Raw genomic sequence first — 19,441 nt, 5'->3', positions numbered from 1 at the left:
CAAGACACCGCGGACCCGTCCGAACGTGACACCACGGGACGTGACGCGCCGCACATCCACCCGCACCACCGTTCTCGGGCGCGTCGAGCGTCGACGCCCATCGCGGAACAGCGCACGCGTCGACGGTGTGGAGCCGGGGCGGTGGGGTGATCGTGTCACAATCGACCGGTTTCCGGCGGGCGTGAGCAGGGGGTTTGGACGTGACGGACCGGGTGGGGATCGCGGAGGCCATCGACGGGTTGCGGGAGGAGCTGGGCCTGGCCCAGGACGCCGGAGCCGGCCACCAGTTCCGCTTCGAGGTGACCGAGGTCGAGGTCGAGCTCCTCGTCGAGGTGCGCAAGGAGGGCAAGGCCGGCGCGAAGGTGCAGTTCGGCGTGGTCTCGGCGAACGCGGAGGGCAAGGCGGCCAGCGCCCACACCCACCGGGTCAAGCTCCGGCTCACCGCCACCGACGCGGCCACCGGTCGCAACCTCGAGGTCTCCCGGGATGTCGAGCGTCCGTGGACTAGCTGATGGACCAGCGCAGGCTCGCCGACGTCCGCGCGGGGACGGAGGCGGCGGCACGCGGCGCCGGCTCGGGTTACCTGATCGGCAGGCGGCTGGTGCTGACCGCCGGGCACGTCGTCGGCACGCGTGACGGCGCCTGGCCGCGCGTCGTGGTCCGGCTCGGTCACCCGAACCGGGAACGACGGCGGCACGACGCCCGGCTGGTGTGGAGCCACCCCGCGCTGGACGTGGCGCTGCTGGAGCTGGACCCGCCGGCCGACGGGGAGCTCGGCGACGCCGTGCGGTGGGGCGTCGTCGACGGCATCGAGCAGGTCCGCTACTCGGGCATCGGGTTCCCCGGGTTCGCCGACTACGGCGAGGCGGGCGCCGGGGTCGAGCAGCTGGCCGGCGTGGTCAACCCGCTGTCGACGGGGCCGCACGGCGCCTACGTCCTCGACCAGGACGCGGCGCCGCAGCCCGGGCGGCGGGCCTGGGCCGGTGTGTCCGGCGCCGCCGTCTTCTGCGCCGGTCTGCTGGTGGGCGTGGTCGTGCTGGACGACGTCGACTTCGGCAACCGGCGGCTGCACGCGGCGCGCCTGGACACCGTGCTGCGCGATCCCGAATTCCGCCGCCTCGTCGAAGCCGACGGCGGCACGAACCCGGTCGCCGAGTCGGTCGCCGCGCCGCCACCGTCCACCGGTGGACGCCGCAACGCGCCGGCGGCGTTCCGGTACGAGCTGAGCGCGGCGATCGTCGAGTACACGTCCACCGTCGTGGGACGGGACGGCCAGGTGCGTCGGCTGATGGCGTTCAGCGGGGCGCGGGAAGGCGGTTACGCCCTCGTCGAAGCGCCGGCCGGGTTCGGCAAGACGACGCTGGTCGCGGATCTGTGGCGGCGGCACGCCGGCGACGCGTGGGACGGTCCGACGCCCGATCTGGTCGGGTTCTCGCTGCGCCGCGACCTCGGTGACCACACGCCGGCCGCGTTCGTCGCCGGGCTCACCGGTCAGCTGGCGGCGCTGCTGAACCGGTCGGACGACGGCGCGGGCGGGTTCGACGAGTTGTGGCGGGAGGCCGCGGCGAACGCCGGGCCGGGGCGGCCGCTGCTGCTCGTCGTCGACGGCCTGGACGAGGCCGCGCCGGACCGCCCGGGTGTCGCGGAGCTGCTGCCGGCGCACGTGCCCGACTTCACGCACGTGATCGTGACCTCCCGACCGAGTCCGCGGGCCCGTTCGCTGGTGCCGCCGCACCACCCGCTGCACCGCGCGCACCTCGTGGCGCTGCCACCGCTGTCGGTGGCCGAGATCGCCGAGCTGCTGCACGTCTTCGGCGCCGCCGAGCCCGCGTCGTCCGCGGCGGCCGTGCACGAGGTGACCAGGGGTGAACCGCTGCTGGCCAGGTTCACCGCCCAGGACGTGGCGCGGGACGGTGACGCGGCCCTGGCCGCCTACCGGCGCGAGCGGCCCGCGGACGTGGCCGGGTACTTCCGCTGGCAGCTCGACCTGCTGGAAGTCGACGCCGACGACGACACGACCTGGGAGGCGCTCGCCCTGCTGCTCGCGGCGGCCCGCGGCCTGACCGAGGTCGAGCTCGCCGAGGCCCTCGGCGTGCCCGCCCACCGGATCCGGCGGGCGCTCGCGCCGGTGCGCCGGTTCCTGATCGGTTCGCCGCGGCACGAGCTGATGCACGAGGAGTTCGCCGTGGTGCTGGCCACCCGGTTGACGGCGGCGCAGCGGCGGGCGGCCGACCGGCGCCTGCTCGACTGGTGCCGCGGGTACGCCGACGCGGGGTGGCCCGACGACACGCCCGACTACGCGCTGACCGCCGTCCTCGGCCACGTCGACCGGGCGAACGACTTCGAGCTGGCCGCGCGGCTGGTCGGCAGGCGGCGGCTGGAGCTGGTGGTGGCCAGGACGCTGTCACCGCGGGGCGTGCGGGCGGAGGTGGGCGCGGTCCTGGACATCCTGATGCGGAGGTCGCCGCCGGACGTCGTGGCCGAGATCCGCACCGCCCTGACCGCCGTGAACATCAAGGGCATCGCCGACGACGTCCCCGGATCGCTGCTGGCGGCCCTCGTCGCCGCGGGCGAGACGGCGAGGGCCGAGGCGCATGCCGCGTTGGCCGAACGGCCGATCGACCGTTGCCGGGCGTTCCAGTCGATCGCGGTCGCGCTGTGGCAGGCGGGCGAGCCCGAGCGGTGCCGCCAAGCGGTCGCCGCCGCGGTCGGCGCGGCACGTGCGTCGGGCGAGCAGCACCAGTCGTCGTGCCTGGAGGACTTGGCGCTGGCGCTGTTCACGGCGGGCGCGGTCGAGGACGGTTGCGAGGTGATCAGGGCCTGGGCGCGCGGACGGCCGGTCGCCCTGGCGTTCAAGCGGATCGCGCCCGCCCTGGTGCGCCACGGCGCCGCGCAGTTGGGCCTCACGATCGCGCGGGGCTTCGCCGACCGCGCGGACGTCGCGACGGCCCACGCGCTGCTGGCCCTGGCGCTGGCCGAGGCCGGGCGGGTCGACCAGGCGCTGGCGGTCGCCGACGGGATCGACGACGGGATCACCGGTTGGCGCGTCGACGGCCTGCCGCACTCCGTGGCGAGACTGGCGATCGTCGTCGCCGACCGGGGGCGGGTGGACGCCGCGCGCCGGCTCGTCGACAAGGCGGGCCTGCTGCTCGCCGGCCGTCGGCACCCGTCGGACGTGGACCGGGTCGGCGTCGCGGCCGCGCGGGTCCGGGTGGGCGAACCGGAGCACGGCGTGGGCGTCCTCGCCCGGCTCAGCCGGATCAGCGAGAGCGGCTGGCGCACCCGGGAGTGGCCGGAGATCACGTGGTGGTTCGACCTCGACTGGGACGAGTTCTCCGGGTGGGCCGTCGCGACGCCGCGACGTGATGCCGCCGTCGTCCTCGCCCACCAGGCGGTCCTCGCCGGGGTCGACGTGGCGCTGCTCGACCTGGCCGCGGCCGGCGAGTCGGCCGAGGTGGTCCGGGCCGCGGTCGCGATCGCGCACGTGCACGAGGGCGCGGTCGACCGGGCGCGGGACCTGCTCGCCGGCCTCACCTCCGACCAGGGGAAGGTCCAGGTGCTGCTGACGATCGCGAGCGCGCTGGCCGCGAGGTCCCCGGTGGACGCCCGAGAGGCCGCCCTCGCCGCGCTAGGCCGCTTAAGGGACGCGCGCGGCGACGTCGCGGTGATCCTGGCCAGGGCCGGCTTCGGGGCGGAGGCGGTCGAGGTCGCCGAGGGGATGCCGGCGCGCTCGATCGCGCGCGGTTCGACGTTCGCCCGTCTCGCGGACGTCCTCGGGCTGGTCGACGGCCCGCCGACCGCCGAGATGGCCGCGGACCTGCTCGACCGGCCGACGTTGGACTCCGACGTGGCCCTCGCGGCGGACGCCGACGAGGTGCTGGACGTGCTGCGCCGGCGCGTGGCGTCGTCGCCGTACCCGCTCGTCCGGCGCGCGATCGACGCGCGCGACGAGAACGGGCTGCGGCGGGTCCTGCCGGAGTTCGACAAGCTGCCGGGTCGCCGGGCCGCGGCGCTGGCCCACGTGGTGCGGGGCCAGTTGGCCGAGGGGCGCGCGGAACTCGCGCGCACGGCCGCGCTGCACTCCCTGTCCGTTCTGCCGGCGCAGGGCGTGGCGCGCGATCGCCGCGTCTTCTTCGACGCCGCCGTGCGCGCCCTGGCCAGGTCCGGGCGACTCGACGCCGCACTGGCCGTAGGCGAGCGGCTCGCCCACCCGGATGCCCGCGTCCCCGCCATCGTCGGGTTGCTCGAAGGCGGCGACGTGGACGCGGCGCTCGACCTGCTCGGCGAAGGTGCGGAAACCCTGGGCGAGCGGGTGGCCGACCTGCTCGCCTACGACGGTTCGACCGAACTGGCCGTGACCCTGCCGACCGCGCTGCGCCACCGCGCGGAGCGGAACGACCGCAGGGTCTCACCGGCTCTCGAAGCGCTCGTCGACGCCCCTGACGGCACGGACCCCCATGCGATCCCGGGGTACGAAGACCTTCGCCGGGGTGCGATGCTCGACGCGGTCGTCACGCGGCTGGCGCGTGCGGGCCGCTTCGAGACCGCGCTGGCCGTCATCCGCGATCCGCGGCCCTACCAGCCGCAGTACGGCGACATGGGTGACGGCGTGCCGAGCGACGAGACGCTGGCGATCGTGCTGACGACGCTGGCCACCCACGCGCACCGCGTGCCGGCCAGGAGGCAGTGGGCCCGGGAGCTCGCGGACACGGCGCACCGCACGGCGTCGGCGATCGGCGCACCGTCCACAACGGACCGACGCCTGACCGCGATCGGCCAGTCGGACGCCAACAAGGCCAGGGCGCTCGCCGCCGTCACCGCCTATCCGGGTCGGTCGGACGACGCGGCGCTCGCCGTGCTGCGCGAGGCGCTGCGCCTGTCCCTCGACTGGAACAGGTACGTGTTCTTCTCGGTGCTGACGGCGGCGATCCCGTTCCTCGAACGGCTCGGCGACGGTGTGCTCGAACGGACCGCGCACAGCGTGCTGGACGTCGACTCGTGGTGGACGGCCTGAGGGCGTGTTCGTCCTCGTGCGCTCCGCGCGGACTCGCGGTCAAGCGCTCGGGATCCGGCTCAAGGCGGTTTCCGCGAGCGTCTGCGCGGCCGCGCACGGGTCGGTGGTCGGGTCGGTGACGTGCAGCATCACCTTGAGCACCACTGTGTCGGTCGGGGCGTCCGGACGGCGGATCCCGACCTTGAGGGTGCAGGAGCCGTCTCCCACCAGCCTGCGGGTCGGGTAGCCGCCGACGAGGCCTTGCTCATCGCCGAGCCACACGCCCGACAAGGCGGAGGTGAGCACCAGCGTCTCGGTGGGGGTTCCGCGGTCGTCCACCGCGTCGCCGAGCTGCCACAGGCACAACGTGCCGGGCAGGGGCCTGCCGGTCTTCGCGGAGGGCGCGCCCGTGGCGGCCGTGACCTCCTGCGCGGTGAGCAACGCGCAGAGGTCGGCGTCCGCGGCGATCCGCTTCGGCCGGTCGGTGGCCAACTCGTCGGGGCGGACCGTCTCCGCCTGCTCGGTGACCGACACCCACGCGGGCCGGTCCGGGGAGGACGGCGGCGTGGCGGACGACCCGGGCGGTGGCGTCGTGCAGGCCGACACCCACAGCAGCGGCAGGAGGAGCAGGGCGGCCGACCGGCCGGCGGAGAGTGGCACGACGCGGAATCCTAAGCCTGCCGCCGAGTCGGGTGGCTCGACGGCTCGACGGCGTTCGACTCGACGGCGTACGGCGTGGCGCGGACCGTGTCGGCCCGGGTGAACCAGCTCTCGAAGAGGCGGCGGTAGTGGCCGGTGCGCGGCGACCTGTCGTCCGGGGACAGCCGGTCGTAGAACTCGAACGGGCGTATCCGGCCGGTGTCCGTCCATTGCAGGTAAGAGGCGTAGATGGTGCCGTCACCGAAGCGGAAGCCGTGGACGACCGGGACGCAGGCGTAGGTCTTCAGCTCCACGGTGATCCCCTGGCGGCGCAGGTCGTCGGCCTCCTGCTCGATGAACGAGCGGATCTTCGCCGTGCTGCGCCGTGCCTCCTCCGCCCACTCGTGGGGCAGTTCGCCGGAGCTTGCGACGAAGGCCGGGTCGAGGCACAGCAAGGTGATGTGCCAGCCGGTCGGGCGATCGGGCGAGGTCAGCCAGCCGGCGAGCGCCGGCCAGCTGGTGTTCAGCGTCAGGCCGAGCACGGCGAGTCGGCGGTCCCGTCGGCCGACGGTGTCGTCGCTCAACGCGGAGAGCACTCCGCTGATCGAGTGCGTGCCCGGGTCGTGCTCGGCACCCGTGATCCGGGTCCGCAGCGACCGGACTTCGCGGCCCAGCTGGTAGACGGCGATGGTGGTGATCTCCAGCATCACCCCGATCAGCGCGACGAGCCCCGGCAGTTCCAGCCGCCCGAGGTAGCGCTCCAGCACCATCCTGGTCGGCTCGATCGTGGCGAGGATCAGGTAGGTGCCGGCGAGCAGCGCCACCGTGGTCACGGTGATCTCCCAAAGCTGCCGGATCCTCGTCGACACCCGTGCCCGCTCGCGCCGCTTCCGGCTCACGAGGCACCCGCCCCGGACGGCCGCCGACGTAATCGACTTGCCCCATCAAGCTGGTTCACGTGCCCATCCTGCCGGGTCGCGTGGTGCCCCGCCACGTCCGGCACGCGGGTGCTGACGCCTGTCGGAGTGGCGGGCGACGTCCGGATCCCGGCACGCCACACCTGTGGGTGTCAACGCCACAATCCGGACGTGGATCGTCCGCAACCACCCTTAGCATGACCGGCATGGCCATCGCACGCTTCCCCAGCATCGTCATCGACTGCCCGGACCCCGGTGCGCTCGCGAGGTTCTACGGCGCGCTGCTGGACTGGAAGGTCGACGTCTCCCCCGACTGGGCCGAGGTCCGCGCGGAGCACGGTCAGTGCATCTGCTTCCAGCAGGTGGACGGGTACGCGCCCCCGGTGTGGCCGAGCCAGGAGTCGCCCCAGCAGATGCACCTCGACGTGACCGTCGACGACCTCGACACCGCCGAGGCGGCCGTCCTCGACCTCGGCGCGACCAAACACCCGCACCAGCCGGGCACGTCCTTCCGGGTCTTCCTCGACCCGGCGGGCCATCCGTTCTGCCTCTGCGTGAACTGACCCGGAGCCTCACCCGCACCTTCCGACCCGCGTGCAGCGCCGAAGGTCTGGCGGTTCACGCGGGCGGAGGCCGGGCGACGCGTCGGGCGATCTCGGCGTCGAGGGGGTTCATGGCGTCGGCGACCGGGGCGGACGGTGACCACCACAGGAAGTCGAGCACTTCGTCGTTGACCAGGAGGCGGGGCGCGGCGGTGAGGCGCAGCCGGTAGATGGCGAGGAGTTCACGGCGGTCCGGGGCGACGAGGGTGAACTCGGCCACCGCGACACCGTCCAGCGCCACCTCGCCGATGCCGGTCTCCTCGCGCAACTCCCGGACCGCTGTCTGGCGAGTCGTCTCGCCCGGCTCACGGCCGCCGCCCGGGAGCTCCCACGCCCGGCGCCAACTGTCGAACACCATGAGCACGGCGCCCGCGTGCTCGACCACCACCAGGGCGGCCGGGACGACGTCCCGATCACCCAGGCCCTCCAGTTCGCGTTCGGCGACGGTGCGGAACCCCACCAACGCGTTGCCCGCGCGGTCGCGGATCGGGAGCGGTCGCATGGCACACATCCAACCGCGCCGAGGACGCCAGGTGCGCCGAAGACCACCCGACCGCCACCGTCACGACACCGGCGGCGCCGACTTCCGGCTGAGGTGGTCTTGGAGACGTGCGTGCCGGAACTGGTACACGGGACCGGTCCGGCGGAGGAGACCCAGTCGGTGGGCGTCGTCCAGGAAATCCAGGAGTCGCAGCGGGAGTTGCCGTTGGGCGCGCAGTGCGAGCACCGCGGACACGTAGCGTCCGCCGGGTTGATGAGATCCGACGCCGAGTGCGATCGCGAGGGCGACGAGGAGACCGACCACGAGTCCGGTCGGCGATGCCCCGGTGCCGCTGAGCACGTCCTGGAGCCAGAACGCGAGGCCGATCACGGAACCGCCCACGATCGACTTGAGGCACACCAGCCGCAGGTCGCGGCGGAACGCGGTGACCGGAGTCGGTGGCCGGTCGTCCGGCTGCGGGGTCTCGGCCCACTCGACCAGCCCGACCGCGAGCCAGGTGGCGCCGCCGAACACCAGCGCGAACACCAGTCCGGAACGCAGCCCACCCGAGGTCTCGCCCGCCGCGCCGAGCACGCCGCCGAACACGAGCCCGGCCGAGGAACCGGGCACGAACCTGAGCACCAGGCCCACCTCGTGAGCCCTCGCACGAGCGATCGGGTTCGACCGCGCAGCCGGAGATCCGCGTACGCCGGCGTCTCCGGTGGGGTGAAACCGACGCCCCGCGCCACCAGCACGCCGACGACCACCACCGGGATTCCGCCCGCGACCAGGAACACCAGGCCCACCACGGGTTCACCGGCGAGGAGTCCCGCGTCGACGCCGGCGCCCAGCAGGCTGAACCCGAACACGAGCCCGGCCACGTGCCCGATCGTGAGCCCGCGGGCGAAGCCGACCACCACCCCGAACACGAGTCCGACCAGGGGGCCGAGGACAGCTCCGTTCACGGGCCCGACCAGAAGCCCTTCGCCGACCGCCACCGCGCACCCCAGCCCGACCCCGGCGACGAGCCCCGCCACGACCGCGGCCCGGCGCCGCGCCGCGTGGTGGAGCCGCCACCAGGCGAAGTCACGGCCGCCCATCGTGGTCAAGTGGTGGGCGAGGAACGTCAGCCACCTCGTCGCGTCGGCCGGATCCCAGGCCCGCCGGGGCCGGAACGGATGCTCACCGCCCCGCGGCGGGTTCGCGCTGACGAGCGCGGCCACCAGGTGGTCGAGCAGGTGCTCGACCACCGCGTCGGCGCTGCGGAACCGGCCGACCTCGCACAGCTCGGCCGGGTGCTCGCCGGTGTCGACGTAGACCTTGCGGAGCAACCACAGCGCCAGCGGGGTGGACAACGCCTCGGTGAGCGGGCCGCGCCGACCGTCGGTGAGGGTCGCCAGCAGACCGCGCCAGTCGCCCACCGCGCCCGGCGGGAGGCAAGCGGCGAGGTAGTCGGCGGCGTCGGCGGGTGTGAGCGGGTTCGGCTCGATGACCGCACCGCCGGTGAGCACGTCCCCGCCCGGCGCGGCGACGGCGGCCTCGTACTCCGCGGTGCGGCAGGTGAGCACGAGGGGGTCCGCGGCGACCTCGTTCAGGCGGAGCAGCACGGCGGGTCGGATGCCCTCGGGCAGTTCGTCCAGACCGTCCAGGACCGGCAGGACCCGCCGCCCGGTCACCAGCGAGCGGGCGGCGTCCGGGCCGAACGCGGTGGCGCGCGACGCCGGGTAGTCCTCGACCAACCGGCGGGTCAGCCACTCGTGGAGCGTCTCGGCGCCGGGATCCCACTCCGACAGGGGGACGAGCACGGGCACGGGTTCACCCGGCTCCGCGTGGTCGAGCAGTTCGCGGAGCAGCAACAAGGCCAGCGTCGTCTTGCCCGTGCCCGGCTCCCCGAGGATCACGAGCCGCCGTCGCTTTAGGCCCCGGAACCGCGCGGCGATGTCGCCGATGCGGTCGGTCCGGCCCGTGAACCGGCGCCGCCCGTGACCGAGCAGGCCGCGCCACCGGCTCTCCCGGGCGACGTGATCGGCGACGTCGAGCTCGGTGAACCGCCACCGCACCGCGAGCGGGCCGGGATCGTCGAGCCGGCGGACGTCGATCTCGGCACGCCACTGGCTCAGCACCTGGCTCGCGAGCAGGCGCTGGGCCGCGTCGGTCTGCTCGGCGGTCGAGGTCGTGAGCGTCACGAGCGGTGGGCGGCGCGCCCAGAGGACCAGCCCCAGCACGAGCGGGGTCAGCGCCGCGACCAGGCTCCCGACGCTGGCCGCCGACTGCAGCCCGTTCGGGGAGCCGAGGGCGAGGACGAGCGCGGTCACGACGGCCACCAGCGCGACCGACGCGATTCCCCACCGTCGCCAACCCGTCACACCACCTCTCTCGCCGACCGTCGCACCGCGTTACGTCGTGCGCACCTGCTACACCCGATCGAGTCACAGGCTGTCGGACTGGACCTGCTCGCCGAGTCCGGTCGCTCGCGGCCCACCCTCGTCGTGCAGCACGGAGACGTCGACGTGGATCCGGTTGCGTTGCGGACGCGTGGCGTCCATCCGCTGGAACCACGGGGACGCCCCCGGCGACGCGGATCGAGCAGGCCCTCGTCACCGACCTGCCCGTACCCGAGCACGGCCCGCCAGAACCGCATCACCTCCGCGGTGTAGGCGTGCGATCGCTCTGTACTCGTGGCGCGCGCGTCGTTTCGCGTGTCCTGCACCGGAGTGTCCGAAGTGGACGTTCGTGGAGCAGATCGCGGGAGTGACGCGTCGGCACGGTCGTTGGTCGGAGCGGCTGCGGCCGGTTCCGGAGAAGATCGGTGTGGCCCTGGCCAGGCGCGCGGGCGCCCGTCTGCGCGGCGTCATCGGTGTGCGCGCCAGTCGCAGCACATTGCCGCAGCTGGTCTGTGACCTGCCGGACCCGACGCCATCGGCCCCGGTCGCGGTCGGCATCGACGACCACGCGCTCAAACGGTGCGTGTCCGGCCACCGCGCCTGCATCCGCGCCGCGAAGGGGCGCCGAGGTCCTCCGCGCGGAAAATCGGGGGCGACGGGCGTGCGCGGCCGATACGATCCGGCCACCTCATGGAGTAGATCAGTGGCAGATCGCCCCGCTCGGGACGGGGAGGGCGCGGGTTCGATTCCCGCCTCCATGTCCACCGACCGCGGAGTCCACTGTGTCCGACCAGATCCGCACCGCTTCCTCCGGTTACGCGACCGGTCGGCTGGAGCGGGCGTTGGCCGCGGTGGCCTCCGCGGGTGCCGGGGCCGACGGTGAGCGCGCGCTGGGCAAGGTGCGGCGCTGGGAGGACGTCGTCAACGGGATGGCCGACGGCACGCTCGCGGTCGGCTCCCGCACCCCCGTCGCGAACACCCCGGCGTGGGTGACGCTCGAAGTCGCGGACGGCGGCTTCGCGACCGGCCGGTACCTGGCCGAGGTGCCGCTGTCCGAGGACGAGGCGGCCCGCGTCGCGTCCCTCCCGGACGACGTGCCCGGCCGGAACGCGCGGGAACGGCTCAACCTCTGGTACCTCGGCGACGCGGGCCAGGCCGAGCTGCTCGACGTGATCCGCCGTGGGCACTACCGGGTCGAGTTGCCGGAGGACGCGGCGCTGCCGGTCGTGGCCCTGCTGCTGGACACGGGCTTCCCGGAGCAGGCCCTGGACCTGATCGCCGACCTGCGCCCGCTGCTGCACCGGCTCCGGCTGACGCCGCGCTTCGAACCGGTCGCCCGGCCGTCGGGCTCCGCCGTCCGCCTCACGTCGGTGAAGGACGCCGCCGCGTCGCTGCGCGCCGTGCGGGTGCCGGCGCGGATCGCCGCGATGCGCGACACGCTGACCGTGTGGAATCCGCTGTACGACCGGCTGGTCGCGTTGTGGTGTCGCACGGTCGACGGCGAGCTGCCCCACCTGGACGCGAACGGGACCGTGCACGGCGGGTGGCCGTGTCGCACGTGGCCGGCCGAGTGGGCGGCGGCCAGGGCCGAGTGGCGCGCGGACTTCGCCGAGGCGTCCCGCACCCACGCGCTCTCGGGCCGGCAGGCCGACCCGAAGAGCAACTTCGCGCGACTGCGCCACGCCCTGGAGTCCTGTCCGGACGGCAGCGACGCGCTCACCGCGCGCGAGGTCGGCTGGATCCGCCGCGCCATCGCGAACACGGTCAGCCGCCGGGGCGCGCCGGAGTCCGACCGGCGGGACGCGTGGCGCACCGCCGGGGCGGCGGCCGTCGCGGCGCCGACCAGGGCCGCGCTCGCCGGTGTGCTCGCGAGCAGGCTGGACCGGTACCCGGCGGAAGGCGGCCTGCCGTCGCTCGACGTCGCGTCGGCCGCGGTGTCCGAAGCCGAGACGACCGCCGGGATCCCGTGCGGCACGACGGTGCCGGACCGCCTGGTGCACAAGGCGGCGCGAGCGCTCGAAGCGCCGGCCGACGAGCTGGTGCGCCTCGGCGTGATCACGTCGGGGGAGACGCTGGCGATCGTGCTGCCGCAGCTCACCTCGCGGCTGCTCGGCACGGCGATCGCCGACCCGGTCGTGGCGGGGCTGTACGAGCAGACCTACCCGGCGTTCCGGCGTCGCCGCGGCCTGCTGCTGCTCGACCTCGAGCACCAGGTGCGGTTCACCGAGCTGCCGTGGGTGCGGGCGCTGGAGCCGCACCGGTCGCCCCGACCGGACGGCGCGGCGGCCGCGTACCGCGCGCTGCGGCAGGTCACGATGCTGGCGCTGACCGCGTTCCCGCACGCCCTGCTGCCGAACCCGCTGGTGACCGAGCTCAGGGCGCTGGCGAAGCAGGCCTCGCTGGAGTTGCCGCTCGTCGAGGAGGTGGCCGCGGACATCTTCACCGGCAGGTTCACCACCAAGTGGCGTGACGCGGCGGTGGTGGCGAGCCGGCTGCTGGCCGGCACGCCCTACGCGAACTACTACGACCTGCCGGCGGACTGGCCCGAGGCGCCGCGCACCGTCCTGCGCTGGGGCAAGCGGACCGCGCCGGACTTCACCGCGCTGTGCCGGGATCGGGCGGGCACCTCCGGTGGCTCGGTCGCGGCGAACGGCATGCTGCTGGAGCAGAGCCAGATCCTGACCACGCACAACCTGGCCGTGCTGGTCGACGGCCTGGACCTGGCCGACGAGGTGCGCGAACACGCGCCGGAGCTGGTGTGGCGGGTGTTCGACCGGCTCGTCCGCCGGTTCGGCCGGCGGCCGGACCACCGGCACGCGGCGTTGATCCAGGTGAAGAACGCCGCGTACGCGTGGCGGCAGGCCCTGTTCCTGCTCGGCTTCTGCGAGCCGGCCGTGCGGCTCGCCCACGCGGAGAGGTTGGCGGGCGAGGTGCGCGGCACCGTGCTCCAGCCCGCGGCCGACGGTCTGCTGCACGTGCTCCACGGCGGTCGCTTCACGGCGGCCGGCACGGTGCGGAACGGCACCGGCCTGCGGTTCCTCGGCTGGACCGAGGGCAGGAACCCGTTCCTGGTCGACCCCGGCCGCCGCTGACCGGGGTCGCTCCCCCGCGCCGTGATCGCGTCGGCGACCGGCGCGGTGCGACAGCCGCTCAGATCAGGCCGAGGTCGCGGGCCCTCGCCCCGGCCTGGAAGCGGGAGTCCGCGCCCAGGACGGCCATCAGCTCCGCGACCCGACGCCGGTAGGTCCGCACGCCGAGGCCGAGCGTGCGGGCCGCCGTCTCGTCCTTGCAGCCCGACGCCAGCAGCTCCAGCACCCGCGGCGCGAGCGCGCGCAGCTCCGCGTGCTGGGCGTCGTACACCGCCAGGTCGGTCCCCGAGCGCCACGCGGCGTCGAACAGGGACGCCACGTTCTGCACCACCGCCGGCTCCGTCACGATGCCGTAGCCGCGGCGGCCGTCCACCACGTCACCCGCCAGGATCGCGAGCCGGCGGTCGATGATGATCGTCTCGTTGATGTCGTCCTGCGTGATCCGCACCTCCGCGCCCCGCGCCGCGGTGGCGCGGAGGTGCTGCGCCATCGACGGGTTCAGCAGCACCTCGGGCCGGTACAGCTTGCGCAGCCTCGGCATCGACGCCGGCCGTGCGTCACGGGGACGTGGCCGCGTCGCCGCCCACGTGTTCAGGTCCCGCGCGGCGCACGTGATCTCGGTCGCGGTCGCGAACAGGTGGGCCGTGCGGCTGAACAACTCCTCGTCGCCGTGGAGGACGGGCACGTGGTCGAGGCTCATGCCACCCAGTCTCCGCGCGGCGCAACCCCGTCGCCAATCCCGGCAAGAAGTTGCCATTCCCGGCGGGCCGCACCCGGAGGACCGAAGCTGGAGCCATGAGCACAACGATCGACGCGACCGCCGCCGGCACCTGGGATCTCGGCGACCGGACGGTCAACCGCCTCGGCTTCGGGGCCATGCGGCTGATGAGCGACGCCGACGGCGGCCCCAGCGACCGCGGCCGGGCCATCGAGGTCCTCCGGAAAGCCGTCGAGCTGGGTGTCAACCACATCGACACGGCCGCCTTCTACTTCTCCGCGCTGCGCTCCGCCAACGAGCTGATCAACACCGCCCTCGCGCCCTACCCGGACGACCTGGTCATCACCACCAAGGTCGGCCCCGGCCGCGACCCGGCCGGCGACTGGCTCCACGTGGACGACGAGAAGGGTCTGCGCGGCCAGGTCGAGGAGAACATCCGCCAGCTCGGCCTCGACCACCTCGACGTCGTCAACCTCCGCATCGGCCGGGGGCTCGAACGGGGCGAGGGCTCCATCGCGGACCGCTTCGGGGCGCTCGCCGAGCTGCGGCAGGAAGGTCTCGTCCGGCACCTCGGCATCTCGAACGTGGGCGTCGAGCACCTGCGGGAGGCCCTCGCGATCGCGCCGGTGGTGTGCGTCCAGAACCAGTACGGACTCGTCACGCGCCGCGAGGACGACGCGCTCGTCGAGCTGTGCGCGGAGCACGGCGTCGCGTTCGTGCCGTTCTTCGCCATCGGGGCCGCGATCCCCGGCTCGTCGCCGTTCGCGGCGGCCGACGAGACCGGCAAGGACGTGATCGCCGAGGTCGCGAGGGCGCACGACGCCACCCCCGCCCAGGTCCGCCTGGCCTGGACGCTCCACCAGGGGCCCAACGTCCTCGCCATCCCCGGCACCGGCAACCCGGCGCACCTCGCGGAGAACGTGGCCGCGGCCGGGTTGCGGCTGACCGAGGAGGACCTGGCCCGCCTGGACGCGATCGCGTGAACCCCGGCCGCCCCGGCGACGTCCTCAGCGACCGCGCAGGTGCAGGCGGATCGCGGAGATCAGGAAGAAGACGCCGCCCACGGCCGCGTAACCGGCGACGTTGGTGAGCGACGCGGCCGTTCCGGCGGCCTGCACGACGAACGTCGTGCCGGCGACCGCGGAGAGCCCACCGCTGAGGATCATCGGCCACTGGCCGCCGAGCCGGTAGCGCAGGACCGCGACGATCAGCTGCACGATGCCCGCCGCGATCGCCCAGGCGCCCCACACCCGCAGGACGCTCGGGATGCCGGAGGTGACGGCGACGGCCAAGCCGACGGCGGTGAGCAGGCTCAGCGCCATGTTGGCGTACAGCGGCACCCGAGGTCGCGCGGCTCCGGAGGAGCGGAGGTCGACCACGGCGGCGGCGACGTCGAACAGCGGGTAGATCACCAGCAGCGCGATGGCGAACGGGGTGAGCGTCGAGGCGGTGAGGGCGAGCAGGCCCGCCCAGACGATCGCGAAGCCGAATCGGACGAAGTACAGGGCGCGCAGCGCCTTGGCGCCGTCGACCTCGGCCACCGGGGTGCGGGCTTCGGTGGAGCTGGACATCGGATTCCCTCTTTCGACGGTCGAGACGGTGACGGCCCGAGGTAGATAGAACGATCGGTACACCTGAGAGCGTGCGGCACGCGCGCTCGACTGTCAAGACCGACCGTTCTATCTGCTAGCCTCGGGACCGGACCTCGAAGGGGGGAAACGGATGTCGGAAGCTCGGACGCGACTGCTCACCACGGCCAGCGCGCTGTTCTACGCCGAAGGGCTCCACTCGGTGGGCATCGATCGCATCATCGCCGCCGCGGGGGTCACGCGAGCCACCCTGTACCGGCACTTCCCGGGCAAGGACGACCTCGTCGTCGCCTACCTGACGCTGGCCGACGAGGCGATCCGCGCACGCATGGACGCCGCGCGGGCCCAGGACACTTCCCCCGACGACGTCGTCCGCACCGTCGCCCGGTCCATCGCCGAGGACATCCAGCGGCCCGACTTCCGGGGCTGCGCGTTCCTCAACGCCGCCGCCGAGTACCCCGACCCGGCCCACCCCGTCCACCAGGCGGTCCTCAGGCACCGGAAGTGGTTCCTGACCGCGGTCACCGAACTCCTGGCCGCCACCGGGAAACCCGACCCGGACGCCGCCGGCCGCCACTTCGCCATGCTGCGGGACGGCGCCATGGCCGCGGGCTGCCTGACCGACCCGAAACCGATCGGCGAGACGTTCCTCCTCGGGGTCGAGAGCCTCCTCGAACGCCGCGGCCGGTAACCGGACGGGCGTGCTCCGACCGGTTCACCGCCGGCGCCTGACGGCACGTCGGGATGCGTCTCAGCCCTGGTGGGAGACGTGCCGGTCGCCCCAGTGGCCGCTGAAGTCCACCGGCCTGCCGGCCATGTCCCACCGGAGGAGGTTGTCCTCGCCGGTGCTCAGCAGCAGCTCGTGGATGGCGCTCGTCATCGGCCCGGGGTGCTCCTCGTGCCACTGGTCGCGGTCGTGGTAGGCGACCCGCCACTCGTCCGGGTCCGCCGAGTCGGTGATCCACCAGAACGTTCCCCCGGCGCCGTCGATCCCCCACGGGTAGAGGCCACCGGGCGCCGGGAACAGCCGGTACGGGACGCCTCGCAGGTAGTCGAGGTCCTCGTCGCCGAAGATCTCCAGCAGCTCGTCGTTGTGCGCCTTGGCCCCTCCGCACTCCTCCGCGCTCTGACCGGGGTTGAAGAACTGGATGGCGCCGCGAAAACCACCGGAGGGGAACCGCGTGAGCAACTCCTTGTAGTCGCCGGGGAGCGGTGTTCCCAGCTCGCGTTCGACGGTGGCCCAGTCCAGCCCCGGCCGGAAACCACCGGCCCGCCACCCGACGAGCTCGCAGATCTCGTCGACGTACGATCGCTTCGGTGCGCCTGCCACGTGTTCCCCCAGTCGCCGCCCGGCCGAACCGAGCTCCGGCACGAGGTTACCGACGGGGGCGTCGCACCAGGCCGGTGCCCACGCCGCGATTCCCGGACCGACCCTGAGGAAAGCTCCGGCGCGGTGTCGCGGAAAAGGGAGGAGGGTGGAGGCATGAGCCACGTGCACGAGATCGCCGACATCCGGGTCGACCTGGCCCCCGGGCTGCCCGGCGAGGCCGCCGAGTACGCCCGCGCCAAGGTCTCCGCCATCGCCAAGTACTCCCCCGCCGACATCTCCTACGCCAAGGTGCGGCTGAGCACGGACGGGCCGCGCCTGCTGGTGGCGCACGCGTCGCTGGACGTCAACGGGACGCCGGTGAACGCCGCCGCGACCGCGGAGACCTACCAGGAGGCGGTGGACCTGCTGCACGACAAGTTGCAGCACCAGCTCCGCGACCTGGGTCGCTGACCCCGGTCGGAGACGCCGCGACGCGACGGTCAGGCCGTCGCGCCGCGGTGGCGCTGGTAGTGGCGGGCGGAACGAGCGCGGTTGCCGCAGCCCGCCGAGCACCACTCCCGGCGGGGGTGGTTCTTGAGGAAGTACAGGACGCAGCCGGGGCCGAGGCAGGCGCGCAGCTGGTGGCGCGTGTCCTGGCCGAAGAGCGCGATGGCGTCCTCGGCGATGGCGGAGACGGCGGCGGAAGCGGCCGGCCCGCCCGTGCGGGTGTGCCGTGACGGGGCCTCGCCGGGGGTCCAGGACAGCGCCGACCAGTGTGGCGTGTCGCCGGCGGCCCGGTTGAGCACGGTCACGGCCGCGTCCAGGCCGCGGAGGTCGGAGGCGGCGGCCGGGCGCGGGTCCCCGGTGGCCTCGGTCGCCAGCCGGCGCAGCGCGTCGCGCAGGCCGATCAGCCGGTGGCCGAGGCGGTCGAGGTCGGCCGCGGCGAGCGCGTCGAGGTCGCCGGGGGTCAGCAAGTCCGTCCTGGCGCAGACGGCGCGCAGCCAGGCCCTGGTGCCGCCGGAGTCGCGCAGCGCGTCGTGCACGCCGTCGCGGTCGGCCCAGACGGTGTTCATCAACTCCACCGGGAGCGGCTCGCCCAGCAGCGGCGCGTCGGTGTCCATGCGGTCGAGGCTACCCCACTTCTAACGGTTGCAGAGGTCTCTGTCCGTTGACACGGGCACCGGCGCATGCCATGGTCATTCTAACGGTTACTGGCACCTGCAAACGTCAGAACCGGTGATCGAAGGGGTGCTTCCCGCATGACCGATCCGACCCGTGCCGACACCGCGGGCTTCCACGAGGGCGAACTGGCCGTGCAGCGCCGCGCGGGCGTCTCCCTGGACGCCGCCCGGCTCGCGGGCATGGTGGCGCCCGCCGGGCTCGGCGACGGGGCGACGCGGTTCCTGGCGGACCGCACCTTCGCCGCGATCACCGCGCGCGACACCGAAGGCTCGCTGTGGCTCTCACCGCTGACCGGGCCGCCGGGCTTCCTCCACGTCGACACCCCGACCGCCCTCGCGGTGCGGACGTCGCCGGCCGAGGGCGACCCGCTCCGCGGCCTGCCGGCGGACCAGCCGGCCGGGCTGATCGTGGTCGAGTTCGCCACCCGCAGGCGGTTGCGCGTCAACGGCACGCTGTCCGACGCCGGGGACGACGGGCTGCGCGTCGACGTGGAGCAGGCGTACGGCAACTGCCCCCGGTACATCCAGGCCCGACGCCTCCACCGCACCGACGGCACGTCCCCGGGCGCGGCGCCGGTCCGCCGCGGCACGGACCTCGCGCCGGAGGACGTCGACCTGGTCCGCCGGTCCGACACCTTCCTGCTCGGCACCACCCACCCCACCCGCGGCAACGACGCCTCGCACCGCGGTGGGGCGCCCGGCTTCGTCCGCGTCGAGGACGGGGCGCTGTGGTGGCCGGACTACTCGGGCAACAACATGTTCAACACCCTCGGCAACCTGGCGTCCGACCCCGACGCCGCGCTGCTGTTCTGCGACTTCGCCACCGGCCGCACCCTGCACCTGTCCGGCCGGGCCGAGGTGGAGTGGACCCGCCCGGGCGTTCCCGGCGACGACGACCGCACCGGCCGCCGCGTCCACTTCACCCCGCGGCACGTGGTCGCCGGCCGACTGCTGGCGCTGCGGGCCGACTCCCCGGCCCCCGCCCCCGACAACCCGCCGCTCACCGCACCGTGGAGGACCGCCCAGCCATGACCGAAGCACGTCCGCCGTTCCCGCCGTTCGACGTCGACGCCGCCCTGGCCAAGGTCCAAGCCGCCGAGGACGCCTGGAACACCCGCGACCCGCACCGCGTCGCCCTCGCGTACACCGAGGACTCGGTGTGGCGCAACCGGGACGTCTTCGTCACCGGCCGCGCGGAGATCGTCGACTTCCTCACCGCCAAGTGGGCTCGCGAACTCGACTACGTCCTGCGCAAGAGCCTGTGGGGCTTCCGCGAGAACCGCATCGCCGTCCGCTTCCAGTACGAGTGGCACGACGCGGAGGGCCGGTGGTTCCGCTCCTACGGCAACGAGCTGTGGGAGTTCGCCGACAACGGCCTGATGCGCCGCCGCGAGGCGAGCATCAACGACCTGCGCATCGACGAGGCCGACCGCCGCTACTTCGGCCCGCGCCCGCAGGACGAGCGGGGCCCCGGCCACGACATCCCGCTCGCCTGACCCCCGGTCCGCACCCCGCGCGGGCCGGGCCGCTCCCGTCAGC

At 74.0% G+C, this 19,441-nt stretch carries 18 protein-coding genes and 1 tRNA gene; 10 read left to right on the top strand and 9 right to left on the bottom strand.

What is annotated here, in order from left to right:
• The first annotated feature begins 200 nt into the window (after positions 1–200).
• Positions 201–512 carry a trypco2 family protein gene (locus ABTZ99_RS18435; RefSeq protein WP_498775378.1) on the top strand — a complete coding sequence of 104 codons (312 nt, stop codon included), beginning with the start codon at positions 201–203 and terminating at the stop codon, positions 510–512.
• Positions 512–5,014: a trypsin-like peptidase domain-containing protein gene (locus ABTZ99_RS18430; protein ID WP_499612484.1), complete on the top strand. Its 4,503-nt coding sequence runs from the start codon at positions 512–514 to the stop codon at positions 5,012–5,014. Before ABTZ99_RS18435 ends, ABTZ99_RS18430 begins: the two co-directional genes overlap by 1 nt.
• Positions 5,015–5,053: 39 nt before the next feature.
• Here the strand turns inward: ABTZ99_RS18430 and ABTZ99_RS18425 are convergent, their stop codons facing one another.
• The gene (locus ABTZ99_RS18425; RefSeq protein ID WP_499612482.1) at positions 5,054–5,653 is read right to left on the bottom strand and encodes a DUF3558 family protein; all 600 of its coding nucleotides are present in this window, start codon (positions 5,651–5,653) and stop codon (positions 5,054–5,056) included.
• A gap of 11 nt (positions 5,654–5,664) precedes the next feature.
• Positions 5,665–6,531 carry a hypothetical protein gene (locus ABTZ99_RS18420; protein ID WP_498775384.1) on the bottom strand — a complete coding sequence of 289 codons (867 nt, stop codon included), beginning with the start codon at positions 6,529–6,531 and terminating at the stop codon, positions 5,665–5,667.
• Between the two features lie 224 nt (positions 6,532–6,755).
• Here ABTZ99_RS18420 and ABTZ99_RS18415 point away from each other — a divergent pair, with 224 nt between their 5' ends.
• Positions 6,756–7,112: a VOC family protein gene (locus tag ABTZ99_RS18415; protein ID WP_498775386.1), complete on the top strand. Its 357-nt coding sequence runs from the start codon at positions 6,756–6,758 to the stop codon at positions 7,110–7,112.
• Between the two features lie 55 nt (positions 7,113–7,167).
• Here the strand turns inward: ABTZ99_RS18415 and ABTZ99_RS18410 are convergent, their stop codons facing one another.
• The 3 genes from ABTZ99_RS18410 to ABTZ99_RS18400 are packed head-to-tail and all read right to left on the bottom strand — an operon-like array spanning position 7,168 to position 9,998.
• Entirely contained in the window at positions 7,168–7,653 is a 486-nt protein-coding gene (locus ABTZ99_RS18410; protein WP_499612479.1) for an NUDIX hydrolase, read from the bottom strand.
• A gap of 60 nt (positions 7,654–7,713) precedes the next feature.
• Positions 7,714–8,034, bottom strand: a complete 321-nt coding sequence (locus tag ABTZ99_RS18405; protein WP_499612477.1) for a hypothetical protein — start codon at positions 8,032–8,034, stop codon at positions 7,714–7,716.
• Positions 8,019–9,998 carry an NACHT domain-containing protein gene (locus tag ABTZ99_RS18400; protein ID WP_499612475.1) on the bottom strand — a complete coding sequence of 660 codons (1,980 nt, stop codon included), beginning with the start codon at positions 9,996–9,998 and terminating at the stop codon, positions 8,019–8,021. The genes ABTZ99_RS18405 and ABTZ99_RS18400 overlap by 16 nt, the downstream gene beginning before the upstream one ends.
• 707 nt (positions 9,999–10,705) lie before the next feature.
• On the opposite strand from ABTZ99_RS18400, the gene ABTZ99_RS18395 reads away from it, so the two are divergent.
• Both ABTZ99_RS18395 and ABTZ99_RS18390 read left to right on the top strand, forming a co-directional pair.
• A tRNA-Pro gene (locus ABTZ99_RS18395) sits at positions 10,706–10,780 on the top strand.
• An 18-nt stretch (positions 10,781–10,798) separates the two neighbouring features.
• Positions 10,799–13,108, top strand: coding sequence for a hypothetical protein (locus ABTZ99_RS18390; protein WP_499612473.1), 2,310 nt, complete (start codon positions 10,799–10,801; stop codon positions 13,106–13,108).
• 58 nt (positions 13,109–13,166) lie between these two features.
• On the opposite strand, the gene ABTZ99_RS18385 is transcribed toward ABTZ99_RS18390, so the two are convergent.
• Positions 13,167–13,805, bottom strand: coding sequence for a DNA-binding response regulator (locus ABTZ99_RS18385; RefSeq protein WP_499612471.1), 639 nt, complete (start codon positions 13,803–13,805; stop codon positions 13,167–13,169).
• Between the two features lie 95 nt (positions 13,806–13,900).
• On the opposite strand from ABTZ99_RS18385, the gene ABTZ99_RS18380 reads away from it, so the two are divergent.
• Complete coding sequence (locus tag ABTZ99_RS18380) at positions 13,901–14,806, top strand: oxidoreductase (protein WP_499612469.1); 906 nt, start codon at positions 13,901–13,903, stop codon at positions 14,804–14,806.
• 24 nt (positions 14,807–14,830) lie between these two features.
• On the opposite strand, the gene ABTZ99_RS18375 is transcribed toward ABTZ99_RS18380, so the two are convergent.
• The gene (locus ABTZ99_RS18375) at positions 14,831–15,394 is read right to left on the bottom strand and encodes a hypothetical protein (protein ID WP_498775398.1); all 564 of its coding nucleotides are present in this window, start codon (positions 15,392–15,394) and stop codon (positions 14,831–14,833) included.
• Between the two features lie 151 nt (positions 15,395–15,545).
• Between ABTZ99_RS18375 and ABTZ99_RS18370 the strand changes: the two genes are divergently transcribed.
• Positions 15,546–16,103, top strand: a complete 558-nt coding sequence (locus tag ABTZ99_RS18370; RefSeq protein ID WP_499612467.1) for a TetR/AcrR family transcriptional regulator — start codon at positions 15,546–15,548, stop codon at positions 16,101–16,103.
• 60 nt (positions 16,104–16,163) lie between these two features.
• On the opposite strand, the gene ABTZ99_RS18365 is transcribed toward ABTZ99_RS18370, so the two are convergent.
• Positions 16,164–16,742, bottom strand: a complete 579-nt coding sequence (locus ABTZ99_RS18365) for an SMI1/KNR4 family protein (protein WP_499612465.1) — start codon at positions 16,740–16,742, stop codon at positions 16,164–16,166.
• A 153-nt stretch (positions 16,743–16,895) separates the two neighbouring features.
• Here ABTZ99_RS18365 and ABTZ99_RS18360 point away from each other — a divergent pair, with 153 nt between their 5' ends.
• Entirely contained in the window at positions 16,896–17,192 is a 297-nt protein-coding gene (locus ABTZ99_RS18360; protein WP_498775404.1) for an HPF/RaiA family ribosome-associated protein, read from the top strand.
• Positions 17,193–17,221: 29 nt separating this feature from the next.
• Here the strand turns inward: ABTZ99_RS18360 and ABTZ99_RS18355 are convergent, their stop codons facing one another.
• On the bottom strand, positions 17,222–17,842 hold the full coding sequence (locus ABTZ99_RS18355; protein WP_499612463.1) for a CGNR zinc finger domain-containing protein: 621 nt from the start codon (positions 17,840–17,842) through the stop codon (positions 17,222–17,224).
• Positions 17,843–17,980: 138 nt separating this feature from the next.
• Between ABTZ99_RS18355 and ABTZ99_RS18350 the strand changes: the two genes are divergently transcribed.
• Together ABTZ99_RS18350 and ABTZ99_RS18345 are read left to right on the top strand one after the other, a co-directional pair.
• The gene (locus ABTZ99_RS18350) at positions 17,981–18,934 is read left to right on the top strand and encodes a pyridoxamine 5'-phosphate oxidase family protein (protein WP_499612461.1); all 954 of its coding nucleotides are present in this window, start codon (positions 17,981–17,983) and stop codon (positions 18,932–18,934) included.
• A complete protein-coding gene (locus ABTZ99_RS18345) occupies positions 18,931–19,398 on the top strand; it encodes a nuclear transport factor 2 family protein (RefSeq protein WP_498775410.1) in 468 nt (155 codons plus the stop codon). Before ABTZ99_RS18350 ends, ABTZ99_RS18345 begins: the two co-directional genes overlap by 4 nt.
• Positions 19,399–19,441: the final 43 nt, after the last annotated feature.

The organism is Actinosynnema sp. NPDC002837 (assembly GCF_040295345.1).
GTDB lineage: Bacteria > Actinomycetota > Actinomycetes > Mycobacteriales > Pseudonocardiaceae > Actinosynnema.
The sequence above is the reverse complement of the archived record's forward strand: the minus strand, read 5'-3'. Positions and strand labels throughout refer to the sequence as shown.

What these genes read in the sequence shown, in the direction of transcription:
- ABTZ99_RS18430 (WP_499612484.1), top strand. Translation starts at nt 512, where the DNA reads ATGGACCAGCGCAGGCTCGCCGACGTCCGCGCGGGGACGGAGGCGGCG.
- ABTZ99_RS18415 (WP_498775386.1), top strand. Translation starts at nt 6,756, where the DNA reads ATGGCCATCGCACGCTTCCCCAGCATCGTCATCGACTGCCCGGACCCC.
- ABTZ99_RS18410 (WP_499612479.1), bottom strand. Translation starts at nt 7,653, where the DNA reads ATGCGACCGCTCCCGATCCGCGACCGCGCGGGCAACGCGTTGGTGGGG.
- ABTZ99_RS18385 (WP_499612471.1), bottom strand. Translation starts at nt 13,805, where the DNA reads ATGAGCCTCGACCACGTGCCCGTCCTCCACGGCGACGAGGAGTTGTTC.
- ABTZ99_RS18380 (WP_499612469.1), top strand. Translation starts at nt 13,901, where the DNA reads ATGAGCACAACGATCGACGCGACCGCCGCCGGCACCTGGGATCTCGGC.
- ABTZ99_RS18375 (WP_498775398.1), bottom strand. Translation starts at nt 15,394, where the DNA reads ATGTCCAGCTCCACCGAAGCCCGCACCCCGGTGGCCGAGGTCGACGGC.
- ABTZ99_RS18370 (WP_499612467.1), top strand. Translation starts at nt 15,546, where the DNA reads ATGTCGGAAGCTCGGACGCGACTGCTCACCACGGCCAGCGCGCTGTTC.
- ABTZ99_RS18360 (WP_498775404.1), top strand. Translation starts at nt 16,896, where the DNA reads ATGAGCCACGTGCACGAGATCGCCGACATCCGGGTCGACCTGGCCCCC.
- ABTZ99_RS18355 (WP_499612463.1), bottom strand. Translation starts at nt 17,842, where the DNA reads ATGGACACCGACGCGCCGCTGCTGGGCGAGCCGCTCCCGGTGGAGTTG.
- ABTZ99_RS18350 (WP_499612461.1), top strand. Translation starts at nt 17,981, where the DNA reads ATGACCGATCCGACCCGTGCCGACACCGCGGGCTTCCACGAGGGCGAA.
- ABTZ99_RS18345 (WP_498775410.1), top strand. Translation starts at nt 18,931, where the DNA reads ATGACCGAAGCACGTCCGCCGTTCCCGCCGTTCGACGTCGACGCCGCC.